The sequence below is a fragment of the Streptomyces sp. NPDC001903 genome, assembly GCF_042891345.1.
Lineage (GTDB): Bacteria > Actinomycetota > Actinomycetes > Streptomycetales > Streptomycetaceae > Streptomyces.
This window is the reverse complement of sequence record NZ_JBIASZ010000019.1, coordinates 102549-115452: the sequence shown is the minus strand read 5'-3', so window position 1 is coordinate 115452 and position 12904 is coordinate 102549. Positions and strand designations below refer to the sequence as shown.

General features: G+C 73.9%; 9 protein-coding genes. 4 read left to right on the top strand and 5 right to left on the bottom strand.

The features are described from left to right. Positions 1 to 31 precede the first annotated feature (31 nt). The 4 genes from ACFYZS_RS32700 to ACFYZS_RS32685 are packed head-to-tail and all read left to right on the top strand — an operon-like array spanning position 32 to position 4998. The gene (locus ACFYZS_RS32700; protein ID WP_389020596.1) at positions 32 to 1258 is read left to right on the top strand and encodes an ATP-grasp domain-containing protein; all 1227 of its coding nucleotides are present in this window, start codon (positions 32 to 34) and stop codon (positions 1256 to 1258) included. 53 nt (positions 1259 to 1311) lie between these two features. Further along, positions 1312 to 2535 carry an ATP-grasp domain-containing protein gene (locus ACFYZS_RS32695; protein WP_389020593.1) on the top strand — a complete coding sequence of 408 codons (1224 nt, stop codon included), beginning with the start codon at positions 1312 to 1314 and terminating at the stop codon, positions 2533 to 2535. After that, on the top strand, positions 2532 to 3716 hold the full coding sequence (locus tag ACFYZS_RS32690) for an acetyl-CoA carboxylase biotin carboxylase subunit family protein (protein WP_389020590.1): 1185 nt from the start codon (positions 2532 to 2534) through the stop codon (positions 3714 to 3716). Before ACFYZS_RS32695 ends, ACFYZS_RS32690 begins: the two co-directional genes overlap by 4 nt. Continuing rightward, positions 3709 to 4998 carry an MFS transporter gene (locus tag ACFYZS_RS32685; protein ID WP_389020587.1) on the top strand — a complete coding sequence of 430 codons (1290 nt, stop codon included), beginning with the start codon at positions 3709 to 3711 and terminating at the stop codon, positions 4996 to 4998. Before ACFYZS_RS32690 ends, ACFYZS_RS32685 begins: the two co-directional genes overlap by 8 nt. Before the next feature lie 399 nt (positions 4999 to 5397). Here ACFYZS_RS32685 and ACFYZS_RS32680 read toward each other — a convergent pair whose 3' ends face one another. From ACFYZS_RS32680 to ACFYZS_RS32660, 5 genes are all read right to left on the bottom strand, one after another. Beyond that, entirely contained in the window at positions 5398 to 6630 is a 1233-nt protein-coding gene (locus tag ACFYZS_RS32680; protein ID WP_389020584.1) for an MFS transporter, read from the bottom strand. Then, on the bottom strand, positions 6627 to 7952 hold the full coding sequence (locus ACFYZS_RS32675) for a hypothetical protein (RefSeq protein WP_389020581.1): 1326 nt from the start codon (positions 7950 to 7952) through the stop codon (positions 6627 to 6629). Before ACFYZS_RS32675 ends, ACFYZS_RS32680 begins: the two co-directional genes overlap by 4 nt. Before the next feature lie 120 nt (positions 7953 to 8072). Further along, positions 8073 to 9356, bottom strand: coding sequence for an MFS transporter (locus ACFYZS_RS32670; protein ID WP_389020577.1), 1284 nt, complete (start codon positions 9354 to 9356; stop codon positions 8073 to 8075). Then, entirely contained in the window at positions 9356 to 11461 is a 2106-nt protein-coding gene (locus tag ACFYZS_RS32665) for a phenylacetate--CoA ligase family protein (protein WP_389020574.1), read from the bottom strand. The genes ACFYZS_RS32670 and ACFYZS_RS32665 overlap by 1 nt, the downstream gene beginning before the upstream one ends. Continuing rightward, positions 11458 to 12645 (bottom strand): acetyl-CoA carboxylase biotin carboxylase subunit family protein, encoded by a 1188-nt coding sequence (locus tag ACFYZS_RS32660; protein ID WP_389020571.1) that lies wholly within the window; start codon positions 12643 to 12645, stop codon positions 11458 to 11460. The genes ACFYZS_RS32665 and ACFYZS_RS32660 overlap by 4 nt, the downstream gene beginning before the upstream one ends. Between the last annotated feature and the right edge of the window lie 259 nt (positions 12646 to 12904).

Here is a 12904-nt window from a genome sequence, read left to right as displayed (position 1 = left end):
GGCCCCCCACGACCTCATGAGGAGTGAGCACATGTTGGAAAGCGTCCTTGTCATCGGCTCGGGCTACCTGCACTTCCGGGAGTACGCGCTGCGCGGGCTGGCGGAGCACTACCGCGTCGTCCTCATCGGGCAGCGCCCGCTGGACTGGCAGCTGCGCTACGCGGCCGACCACCGCGAGGCCGACCTGCAGGACGAGTCGGCGGTCCTGGCGGCCGCCGAGGAACTGGCCGCGGGCAACCGCATCATCGGCGTCATCACCTGGGAGGAGATGCTGATCACGCGGGCCGCCGCGGTCGGCGCCCGGCTGGGCGTGCCGACCATGCCGCTCGAGGCGGCGCGGGCCTGCCGCGACAAGGCGGAGCAGCGCAGGCTCTTCCGGGAGGCGGGCGTCCCCTCGGCCCGGTTCCACCTCGCGGGTTCCGTGGCCGAGGCGGTCGAGGCCGCCGGCGACATCGGCTACCCCGTGGTGGTCAAGCCCCGCGGCCGGGCCGCGAGCGTCGCCGTCCAGATCGTCCGCTCCGAGGCCGAGCTGCGCGCGGCGTTCGATTTCGCCCGCAGTTCGGAGAACGCGGCCATCGGGGACGGGCTCGTCCTCATCGAGGAGTTCCTCGTCGGCCCGGAGATCAGCGTCGACAGCTGGGTGCTCGACGGCCGCGTCGAGCCGTACGCGATCGCGCTGAAGCGCACCGGCTACCCGCCGTTCTTCGAGGAGGTGGCGCACGTCGTCGGCACGGTCCTCGACAGCGGCACCGAGGCCGCGGTCCGCGACGTGGTGATCCGCTCCAACACCGCCCTGGGCATCGACCGTACGGTCACCCACACCGAGCTGATGCTGACCGCCGACGGCCCCAAGGTGGTCGAGGTCAACGGCCGCCTCGGCGGCGAGCTGATCCCGCGCCTGGCCGAGATCGCGATTCCGGGCCTGTCCGTCGGGGCGGTCCTCGGCGCGGTCGCCACCGGCCGCGAGCCCGATCCGATTCCGGAGCCGGACCGGCTGGTCGGCATCCGCTTCCTCTACCCCGCCGAGGACCTGACCTTCGAGGACATCGAGGTCCCGGCCGCGCTCCTCGACGAGCCCTGGGTGCACGCGGTGCAGCGGGTCAGCGAGCCGGGCACCGAACTGCGGCTGCCGCCCCGGCAGTTCCTCGGCCGGGCCGGATACGTCATCGCGACCGGCGCTGGCATCCAGGAGATCGACGCGCGGCTGCTGAAGCTCGCCGACGGCACGGCCGTGCTGGGCGAACCCCTGCCCCTGTGAACCCCTCCCCCCACCTTCCCGCTTCCGCTTTCCGCACAGATGGAGACACACCCATGAAGAAGGCCCTGATCTTCGGCGAGTACAAGATCGCCAGGTTCCTGCCGGTGCTGCGCGACCGCGGCTACACGGACTTCGTCGTGTACTCGGCCGTCGAGTTCGACGCGGCCCTCGAGTTCGACGCCACCGGCGTCGAGGTCAAGCTGCTGAGCCTGGACTGGGACGCCGACGACGTGGTCCGCGTCCTGGACGCCGAGCGGCCCGACGTGGCCATCGCCAACCCGTACGCCCACGGCCAGGAGCAGCTGCCCATCGTCTACGGACGGGCCGCGGCCCGGTGGGACGGCCGGTTCGTCGCCCACTCCGCCGAGTTCGCGGAGGTCGCCTGCGACAAGGTCAAGCTGCACGAGACCGGCGTGGAGCGCGGCTGGCCGGTCCCGGCCGGAGCGGTCTGCGCGGACGCCTCCGCGGTCTCCGGCGCCGCCGCCGAGCTGGGCTTCCCGCTGGTGATCAAGGAGGCCCAGGCCCAGGCGGGCGACGGCCGGTTCTTCGCCGCCTCGTCCGAGGAGCTCGACGCGGTACTCGCGAAGGGGCTGGCGTTCCCGGCCATCGTGCAGGCGTTCAAGGTGGGCGAGGAGACCGGCATCGAGCTGATCAGCGCGGACGGTGAGCTGATGCGCTGGCCGATCGTGTCCATGGGCCCGCTGGACGCGGGGCTCGACCCGTCGAAGCGGGCGCGGGTGGTCCCGTACGCGCTCCCCGAGCGTGCCGCGGCGCGCCTGGAGGCGTTCCTCACCGACATCCAGGACAACTTCGCCCCCTACGGCCCGTGGCAGATCGACTTCGCGGTGGTCGAGGACGACATCGTCGTACTGGAGATCAACCCGCGTCTCGGCGGCCTGTCCGACCTGGGAGCCACGGGCAGCGGCACCGACCCGCACGCGGTGTTCACCGCGGCCGCGCTCGGCGAGCCGCTGCCGCGGGCGAGGACGCGCGCGGTGGCGATCGAGCTGCCGTCCGTCGAGATCCCCGGCGTCGAGGTGCCCGCGCACCCCGAGGGCGCCGAGGTCATGCGGGTGACGGCCCGCAAGCCCACCAACCGCTGCTTCATCAACACCGACCGCATGCAGCTGGTCACCACCGTGGGCGACCTGGACGCGGGCAGGCGCTGGGTGAAGGAGCTCGACGCCGCGGGCCTGCTGCGCTGCTCCGTGGACTCCGCGTTCCGTCAGCTGGAGCAGGGCTTCGGCGTCTTCGGCGGGAAGGCGGAAGCGCTGTGAAGGTGCTGATCGCCGGACTCGGCGACAACAAGGAGTTCGGGCTCAAGTCGCTGCGCGACGCCGGGCACTTCGTCGGGGTCATCGACCTGCCGCAGCGCGTCCCCGTCAACCAGTGCGACTGGTGGCGGGCGGGCGACCGGTTCTCCGTCGACTCGATGCTCGAAGCGGCGAGCTCGGCCGGGTTCGAGTGGGACGCGATCCTCTGCTGGGAGGAGCTGTCCACCGACATCGCCCGGGAGGTGGCGCGCAAGCTGGGCGTGCCGGCGCCGCGGATGCCCGCGGGCCACTTCCGCGACAAGGGCGTCATGCACGGCCGGCTGCGCGAGCTGGGCGTCCCCTCGCCGCAGCTCGGCGTGGCCCGCACGGTGGAGGAGTGCGTCGCCCTCGCCGGCGGCCGGTTCCCGGTCGTGGTCAAGCCCACGGACTACGGCGGCAGCGGCGGGGTCCGGGTCGTCGACGATGCGGATGACCTCGCCGAGGCCTTCCGGGCCGCCGCGTCGCTGGCGGCGAGCGGCCGGGTCGCGGTGGACCGCTACGTGACGGGCAAGGAGTACAGCGTCGAGGCGGTGACGTGGGCCCCCGGCGACTCCCAGGTCCTCGCGATCACCGACAAGTACCTGACCCGGCCGCCGTACTGCATCGAGGTCGGCCACATCTCCCCGGCGGCGGTCTCCGAGGCGGAGCGCGAGCTGCTGTCGCAGGCGACGGTCCGCGCGCTCGACGCGCTCGGCATGGAGGCGGGCGTCTCCCACGCGGAGTTCCGCATGACGGAGACGGGCCCGGTCCTGATGGAGATCGCCGGGCGCCCGGCGGGCGGCCAGATCCCGCGGCTCGTCGAGCTGGCCACCGGCTGGAACCTGAACACGGCGGAACTCGCCGCGGTGCTGGGCGAGCGGACGACGCAGGGAACCCCGGCCGCCGAGTCCTCGGCCATCCGCTTCTTCGTCGGCGACGGCCGCACCCCGTTCCGCCACCCCGTGACGTGGGAGACGGCGAGCCTGCCGCCGCTGGTGGACACCCTGCGGGAGCTGCGCTACTTCGCGGGCGAGGGGACGGTGGCGCGGGTGCCGCGCGGCCCGGAGGACCGGCTGGGGTACGCGATCTTCGCCGGTACCCGCGAGGAGACCGCGGCGGCGCTGGCCGCCGTCGACAACGGCGCCGAGGAGTACCGCGGTGAGTAGCACTCAGGCCCGGACGGCGAGCGCGCCGTCCGGGCCCGGCCGGACCGGCCGGGGCCTGTGGCACAACCACGACTTCCTCAAGCTCTGGTCGGGCGAGACCGTCGCCGCGCTCGGCTCCCAGGTGACGCAGCTGGCCCTCCCGCTGCTGGTGCTGGGTGCCCTGGGCGGCAGCGCGTCGCAGGTCGGGCTCGTCACGGCCATGCAGTTCCTGCCGGCGCTGTGCGTGACCCCGTTCGCGGGCCTGGTGATCGACATGTTCGACCGCCGGCTGATCATCCTGGTGGCCAACCTGGTGCGGGCCCTGGCCCTGGCCATGGTGCCGGTGCTCTACCTGACCGACAGCCTCGGCGTCCCGGCGCTGTGCGTGATCGCGTTCGTGGTCGGCTCGGGCACCGCGGTGTTCGACGTCGGCTACCTGGCGTACCTCCCGGCGCTCGTGCCCCAGCAGCATCTCGTGGACGCCAACAGCAAGCTGCAGGGCTCGTACGCCGTCGCCCAGATCGGCGGCTCCGGCGTGGGCGGCCTGCTGATCAAGGTGCTGGGTGCGTGGTTCGCGATCCTGGCGAACGTCGTGGCGTACCTGGCGGCGTTCGTGGCGATGTTCCTGATCCGGCACCGGGAGCCGGCGCGCGACCCGGAGGCGGCGAGCAGGCCGCGCCTGGCCGACATCCTCACCAGCTTCGGGCTGCTGTGGCGCAACCGGATCCTGCGCATGCTGAGCCTGCGGGCCGGCTGGTTCAACATGTGCGAACAGGCGATCCTCACGCTGTTCCTGGTCTACGCGGTCAAGGAACTGCACATGGACGCGGGCGGGGTCGGCTTCGTCCTCGCCTTCGGCAGCATCGCCTCGCTCGCCGGGGCGGCGGTGGCCAAGCGGGCCGGAAAGCGCTTCGGGTTCCCCCGGATCCTGATCCTGGCCAGCAGCGCCTCCTCCGTCGCGCCGATGCTCCTGCTGCCGACCGGCAGCGGCACCGGCTGGAACTTCGCGCTGGCGACGCTGACGTTCGCCGTCTACGGGTTCGGCCTGACCATCTACAACGTCCACGTCGTGGCGTTCCGGCAGACGGTGATCCCGTCGGACGTGCTGGGCCGGGCGACCGCGGCGTACCGGATGCTCACGTACGGCCCGTTCCCGCTCGGCGCGTTCCTCGGGGGCGTGATGGGCGAGCGGCTCGGACTGTGGAACTCGCTCCTGGTCTTCGCGGTCGCCTCGCTCGCGGGGTGGGTGCTGTTCGTCGTGGCCTGTACGAGGCTGCCGGAGACGGAGCCGGCGTCGTCCTGACGAAGGTGTCCCGATGAAGACGCATGCCGACGAGGCGCTCGACGAGCGCCTCGTCGCGGCGCGGTTCCCACGGTGGGCGGGGCTGCCCGTACCGCCCGACTGGGCCACTTCATCCTGGCACTCCACCGCATCGACACCACCACCGCTCCTGACGCTTCCCTTCCGCTCCCCCGACATCCCCGTTGCCGGCCACCGGCGGCGGGGATTCGGCGTGCCCCCGCACAGGCCGCAGCCCGGAGCAAGGTGCTCCGGGCTGCGGGAAAGCGGCGGGAAGAGGCGGGCAGAGGCGGGCAGAGGCGGGAAGGCTGCGGGCAACCGGCGGGCAACCGGCCTCGGGCCGGGGCCGGACGCGCGGGAGCCGGGCCGGAGGTCCGCCTCCGGCCCGGCTCCCGCGCCGGTTCACGTCGTCGGCCGGGTCCTGCCCGCCCAGGCCACCAGCGGCCGGCTGCCCAGGCCGACGAACAGCAGGAGGCAGCCCAGCACCAGCCAGCCGGGCAGCCCCATGCCGAGCGGCAGCAGGCTCATCACCGCCGGCGCGACCGCCTGCACCGCCCCGCTGCCCAGCCCGAACACCCCGGCGTACTGCCCCTGCAGGTGGGCGGGGGCGAGCCCGAAGCAGTACTGGGTCGAAGCGGCCGCGTACCAGAGCTCGCCGAGGGCGAAGACGGCCATGCCGCCCATGAGCAGCCCCGTCGCCGTCCAGCGGGAGGGCCCGTCGGCCAGTGCCATCAGCGTGAGCCCGGCGGCGAAGGCGGCGCCGGCCCAGGCCATGCGCTGACCGGCCGTGCGCACGTCGTCCACCCCGCGGCTCACCTTCACCTGGAGCAGCACCACGAAGGCCATGTTGAGGACCAGGACCGCCGAGACCACCCATCGGGGGGCACTCGTGTGCGCGACGATCCACAGCGGCAGCAGGAACCCGGACACGGCGTAGTTCAGCGACAGCACCGCGTTGGCGAGCGTGGCGCTGAGGTAGGTGCGGTCGCGCAGTGCCGTCCAGCCGCGCCGCCCCACGCCGGCGGCGGCGGTGATCCTCGGCAGCCGAAGGAGGATGAGGCCGCAGCTGACGTAGGCCAGGGCCCGGCAGACCACCAGGGCCAGGTACGCGGGACGGCTGTCGATCTGGATCGCGAAGCCCGCGACGACCGAGCCGAGCGCGAGGGCCAGGTTGGTCACCGACCGCAGATAGCCGATGAGCACCGTGGGCTTCCCCCCGGCCACCCCCCGGATGAGCGGCGCCTTGCTGGCCACGTCCGCGGGAATGATCATTCCCGCGACCAGTGAGACCGCGAGGAAGGACCGGAAGGAACCGATGAGGGTGAAGCAGGAGATCACCGCCCCGCCGCAGAGCATGACCGTGACGTGGACGCGTTTGGGTCCCCACTGGTCCGCCAGCCGTCCGACCAGGACCCCGGCGACCAGGCCCGCCATCGCCCCGCCGAACAGGCCGATGGCGACCTGCCCGGCCGGCAGCCCCACGACGCGCGTGAAGTACAGGGCGCTCGCGGTGGTGAACATCCCGCCGCCGAAGCTGTTGGCGAAGGTGGCGAAGGTCAGGATCCGCTGCTCCGGCGATGCGGGCAGGAGCCGGCGCAGGCCGCCGCGGGCGGATGCGGGCGTGGTCGTCGTCACCGCCACAGTGCGTCCCCGAAGCGGACGCCGGGGCGCAGCGTGGGCTGGAGCGCGCGCAGTTCGCGCGGGGTGAGGCCGTCCGGGACGATCTTCACCTGCGGACCGAACCAGTCCCAGACCTTGGCGAACCGCTGCTGCAGTTCCTCGGCGGTGTCCGCCGCCACCATGAACTGGCCGATCCTGTGGTTCGTACCGGAGACGGCCGGGGTGCGCTCGCCGACGGGCCGCTCGATCCGTACGAACTCCACCCCGGGCCGTGCCATGACCTGGTCCGCCGAGGGGCAGTCGAGCAGCAGACCCGGACCGGAGGTCAGGTACGCGCCGCCGATGGATCCCGGGCGGATCTTGACGTCGATCTCGGGGCGCCGCCCGAGCGCGACCTGGATGGCGCATGCGGCCAGGTCCACGTTGAACTTCGCGTGCACGACTTCCTGTACGAGTGCCCCGCCGCGGCGCGCGGCGCACTCGCCGAAGGTGAGCGCACCGGTCTCGGCGTCGTGGAAGAGCTCCATGTGGAACACCCCGTCCCGCAGGCCCAGCGCCGCGAGCGAGGCCGTGACCACGGGCAGGGCCCGTTCGTAGGCCCAGCCCTCGCCGGCGGGGTCGAAGTGGCGGAAGTTGAGCGGGCGTCCGCTGTCCACGGACGTCAGGCACGGGTCGCCGTACCGGCCGAGGGCGCAGAACAGCAGCTCGCCCTCGAACAGCACGCCGTCGGCGATCCATTCCTCTCCCCGGACGAACTCCTCCAGGATGAAGGTGCGCTGCGCGGTGCCCTGCCTGCGGTATTCCTCGCTGCGCCGGCGCAGCTCCGCCACCGAGGAGACGACGGACGTCCGCTCGGTGGCCGCGCCCGCGACCGGTTTCAGCACGGCCTTGGACGAGTCGAGTCCGGTGATCCCCTCGACGTCGTGGACGTCCTCGACGACGACGGCTCCCGCCGTGGCCAGGCCCGCGGCCCTGATGGCCCGCTTCTGCACGGACTTGTCCCGGAAGCGTACGGCGACCTCGGGCGGTACGGCCGGCAGGCCCAGGTACGCGGCCAGCAGGCCGACCATCACCAGGGAGCCCTCGGTGGTGGTGTACACGGCATCGAAGGACTCGGAGGTCAGCCCGGAGCGGGCGAGCGCCATGAGGACGGCCTCGGCGCTGGTGTGGTCGTCGACCAGGACCACCCTGACCTCGTCGGGTATCGCGATGTGCCCCTGGTCCCAGGCGGCCGCCCCGCAGACGACGGTGACCTCAAGGCCGAGGCGGACGCATGCCCGCATGCCGTAGCGGTCGAGGCCCACGATCAGGATCCTGGGGCGGCTTGCGTTCTCCATGCGCTTCCTTCCTCGTGCTCCGAAGCCGTGTCCGAAGAATTGCCAATTTCGGCAACAGCGTGGCGGCCCATTAACCCAGCACTGGAAGCTCGTTGTCAATAAAGGGCAAACAATCTTGCCTCAGTGAGGCAATTCAAGGCAAGGCTCGACTGCCGGCCCGGGGGCCGCGGCGCCGGCCTTCCCGGCGGTGCGGCGGGGCACGGTCGTGGCGGCCGCGAGGGCCGTGAAGGCCAGCATCACGGCGGCGGCGGACAGGAAGCCTGCGGTGAGGGAGACCCCGGCGAAGTGGCCGACCAGGGGCATCAGCACGGTGGTGGCCACGCCGATGGACAGCATGCGCAGGCTGGCCATCTTCGCCTTCTCCCCGTCCCCCGCGCGGTTCTGGAGGCTCGTCAGGAGCCAGGTGAGGGCGGAGAGGTTGGCGAAGCCGGCCGCGAGCAGGGCCGCCAGGTGGACCGCCGGCGCGGCAAAGAGGCCGAGGGCGAGGGCCGCCGCGCCCTGGAGGGCGCACCACAGCGGCAGCAGCGCGGCCCGCTGGGTGTGCCGGGTGAAGAAGGAGGAGGCGATCATGCCGAGGGCGAAGACCGCCTCCAGCAGGGAGACGTACGGGCCCCGGCCGCCGTAGTGCTCCGCCACCAGCGGGACGACGAGGGTGCTCACGCAGGACTGGAAGACGAAGTCGGCGGCGCACAGCACGATCACGCCGAGGACGGCGAGGTCGCCGCGGTGGCGGTGGAACATGGCCCGCCAGTCGTGCAGGGCCAGCGGCAGCGCCGTACGCAGCACCCCGGCGGCCGGGCCGCGCGGCTCGGGAGCCGTCGCCGGCAGGCCGCGTACGAGCGCCGCGACGGCCAGCGCGACCGCGGTGTCGGCCAGCAGGGCGCCGGCCAGGGAGGTCCACAGCAGCAGGAGGCCCAGCAGGGCCATGCCGGTCAGCGCCCCCACCTGGACGGCCACGTTGATCAGGGCGTTGAGCCGGGCCCGGCGGGCGGGCTCGACGTGCCAGGCGGTGTACTTGAAGAGGGCGGCGCGCTGGACGTTGTCCACGAAGGCCAGCAGGACGACGCCGGCGGCGATCAGCGCCACCGCGCCCGGCGGCCGGATCAGCCCGGTCAGGGCGAGCCCGGCGACGGTGACGGCGCGCACGAGGCTGCACGCGGTGTGCACGTGCCGCGAGTCGAGGGCGTCGACCAGGGGCCCGGAGAACGGCAGGACGCAGACGGCCGCGGCGCCCTGCAGGGTCAGGGCGAGCGCGAAGGCCTGCGGGCTGCCGGTGAGCTGGTACAGGAGCTGGCCGAGGGCGAGCAGGTAGACGCCCATGCCGATGCCCAGGAGGGCGATGGAGGTCAGCAGGGTGGGGACGGTGCGGTCCCGGACGGGAGCCGGGGCGCGGTCGCCCGGCATCAGGCTTCCACCCGGCGGTCCACGACGGGGCGGATCTTGCCGCTGGCCGGGTTGCGGGCGAGGGCGCCCGGGGCGTGGCATTCGACGCGGAAGTCGGCCCGGTCGGCCCGCTCGGCGCCGTCGGCCCGCTCGGCGCCGTCGGCCCGGTCGGCGCCGTTTTCGTAGATCCGGCTGCCGGCCAGGAGCGGGAAGCGGTCGGCCAGGTGGGCGCGCAGCTCCTCGGGGCGCAGCGGGCGCGGGGACTCGGTGCGGACGGTGAGGGTGTCGCGGCCGTCCTGCGAGGTGATCTCGGCCTGGAGCTCGGAGACCCCGAACCCGGATACGGCGTCGAGGAGTTCGGCGTGCAGCAGGGCCGCGCCCATGAGGCGCACGACCCCGTCGGAACGGCCGTGGTATTCGAGGGTGCGGCCGGAGATCCCGCAGGGGCAGTCGTGGTGGACGAAGCGGCCGCGGTCGCCGATCCGGTAGCGGATCAGCGGGCCCTCGCCCTTCTGGAACGTGGTGGTCAGCAGCTCGCCCGCGGTGCCGTCGGGCAGGGGGCGGCCGTGGTCGTCGACGACCTCGAGGTAGTTGTAGTCGTCGTTGACGTGGTGGAGCATCCCGTCGAGGGCCGCGCACTGGTAGCCGAGCTGGGCCCCGTCGTTGGCGGCGAGGACGCTGGAGACGATGCGGGTGCCGAGGTGCTCGCGCAGCCAGGCGCGGTCGGCGCGGCCCATCGCCGTGCCGAGGTAGAGGACCTTCTCGACGCGCAGGAGGGGGTCTTGCCGGTACGCCTCGCGCAGCAGCGGGACGATCATGGTCGGTACGCCGATGACGGCGTTGGCGCCGAAGCTGCGGGCGAGCATCAGGAGGGACTCGGGGGTGGCGGCCTGGGCGGTGGTGCAGCATTCGAGCGGCATCCGGCTGAACTCGGTGACCGTCGTGGTCAGTCCGCCGTAGAGGTCGCCGCCGAAGAGGGTGTTGACCAGCCGGTCCCCCGGCTCCAGCCCCATGGCGTAGAAGAGCGGGACGGCCTCGCGGACCATGTTGTCCCAGTCGGTGCGGGCATAGACGATGTAGCGCGGCGTGCCGGTGGTGGAGCCGCTGCGCAGCACCTCGCCGGTGGGGCGGGCGCCGCTGGCGAAGCCGCGGCCGGCGGGCAGCGAGTGCGCGGCGAGGGCCGCCTTGTCGAGCACGGGCAGGCCGGGCAGGTCGTCGAGGGTGCGTACGGGGGGCAGGTCGCGGTAGTACGGGGACCTGCGGGCGCGGGCCGCGGTGTGGCGCAGCCGGGCGTCGAGGCGGCCGGTGCGGCGGGGGTCCTCGGCGGCGCGGGCGGCGGCGAGGGTGGTGCCGTGCAGGCGGGTGCGCCGGCTGAGGGACGCGGTCCAGGCGGCGCGGCAGTCGCCGCGCAGCACCCCGGCGGTGAACGCGTCCTGCGCGGGCACCGCCCGCCCTCCCGGGAACCGCGTCTCGAGCGCGTCGGGCCCGGCTCCGGCGGGGGCGGCGTACAGGACGGGGTCCCAGCCGGGGGCGGTGTACGGGGCCGACCCCGCGGCGGGGGCGACGAGGGGCAGCAGATCGGGCACGCGCAGCGGAGTTCCGGCCGCCGGGGTGTCGCGGGGGGTGGTGCGGGCGGTGGGCAGGGGCAGGCCGGGGCGGTGCAGGAGGGCGGTGAGCTCCTGCCAGAAGCCGGGGTTCGCGGTGCGCACGGTGACGTGGTTGCCGGTGGCCCAGGCGAGCAGGAGGCCGCGCAGGGTGGTGCCGGGGCGGTCGTCGTCGAGGACGAACGCGCCGACGGGCCGCAGCTCGTCCACGTCGTTGGTGTCGGTGAGCGGCTGCCAGGGGTACTGGGCGAGGCCTCCGAGGAGCTCGTCGAGCCCGTCGGCGAACTCCTCGGCGGCCCCGAAGAGCGGGCGCAGGGCGGCCAGTCCGTGCGCGCCGAGGAGCTCGTCGAGCCCGGAGCCGGGCCGGTCGGCCTCCTCCATCGCGAGCAGCAGGTCGGTCGGGTAGTACCGCACGACCTGCGCGGCGACGGGCGGCGGGAAAGCGGGCACCGGCGCGGGGGCGGTGCGGGCCGCGGGGACGGACGGCGGGGCGGGGGCGGGGGCGGGCGCGGGGGCGGTCATGCGGCTTCCTCGGTGGGGGTCGCGGCGGCTTCGGCGCAGGAGTGGAGGTAGGCGCGCAGGACGTCCGGGTCGGGGTGGGAGGCCTCCACGGCCAGCGGTACGAGCCACTCCTGGTAGGTGATGTGGCGGGCCGCCGGGGTGCCGGGCGGGAGGGTGTGGATCCGGTCGGCGCAGGGGTGGTCGAGCAGGTGCGCGGGGAGGGCCGCGGTGTGCGGGCGGTCGGCGGCCAGGTGGTGTCCCGGGACGACGAGCCAGCCGTGGTAGCGCCCGCTGGGGGTGTCGGGGGCCGGCCTCGGCAGGCCCAGCCGCAGGGCGATCTCGTGCGAGGGCAGGTGGACGCCGGTGTGCCGCAGGTGGGCGTCGACGACCCCGGCGCCGCCCATCCGGTTGGCCACCTCCAGGAAGACGAGTTCCCCGTCCGGGGTCTCGAAGAACTCCAGGTGGACCGTGCCGCAGTCGATGCCGAGCGCGGAGACGGTGCGCCGGGCGAGCTCCTCGTACCGCGCGTCGGGCGGCAGTTGGTGGGAGCCGAGCGGGACGCCCGCGGCGTAGTCGGCGGGCTTGCCCACGTACCGGCTGGTGACGCTGTGGACGAGGACGCCGTCTTGGACGAGGCCGTCCGTGTGCAGGATGTCGCCCTCCACGTACTCCTCCAGCTCGTACGCCTGCGGGTCGGCCAGCGCGCGGTGCGCGGCCAGGGCGCGGCGGCCGGTGGGGAAGACGCGGACGCCCTCGCTGCACGTGCCGCGGCGGGGTTTGAGGACGGTGGCCCCGGACCAGGGCAGCAGGGCGCCCTGCGCGGGGGCGGCCGCGAAGCGGGGGGTGCGGATGCCGGACCCGGCGAGCGCCTGCTTCATGCGGACCTTGTCGTGGGCGAGTTCGGCCCGCTCGGGGGTGGGCCCGGGCAGGCCGAGGTGGCCGCGGACCCGGCAGACGGCGAGGACGCCGAACTCGGAGAGGGACAGCACCGCTTCGTATCCGTCGGCGGGTGAGGTGCGGGCGATGACGCCCGCGGCGAAGTCCTCGTCGGCCGGGACGGGCAGCCGGCGGGCGGGCAGGTCCCCGGGCAGGTCGGCCAGCCGGTCGGCGTGCCCCGCGTAGGTCACGTCGTGGCGCCGGTGGTCGATGGCCCGGTCGTAGCCGGCCTTGCGGTACGGCAGCTGGTGAAGGACGAGGATCTTCATGCCTGACGCTCCAAGGGGACTGCCGTCCGCGGCGCGGGGACGGCGGGAAAAACCCTTGTTCAGCCGCCGGGGCCGGGTCAACGCGGGGCGTGCGGGAATGGCGATGCCGGCGATCGCCCTTTTCGATCGCCCGCCGATCGGCGGCCCCGACCCGGCTCCGGCCCCTCGCCGGCCCCTCGCCGCCTCCTCGCCGGCCCCGCGGCGGCCCGCCCCGACCCCGCCCCTGACCTCGCAACATCGGATTCTTCGATGGCGGCGA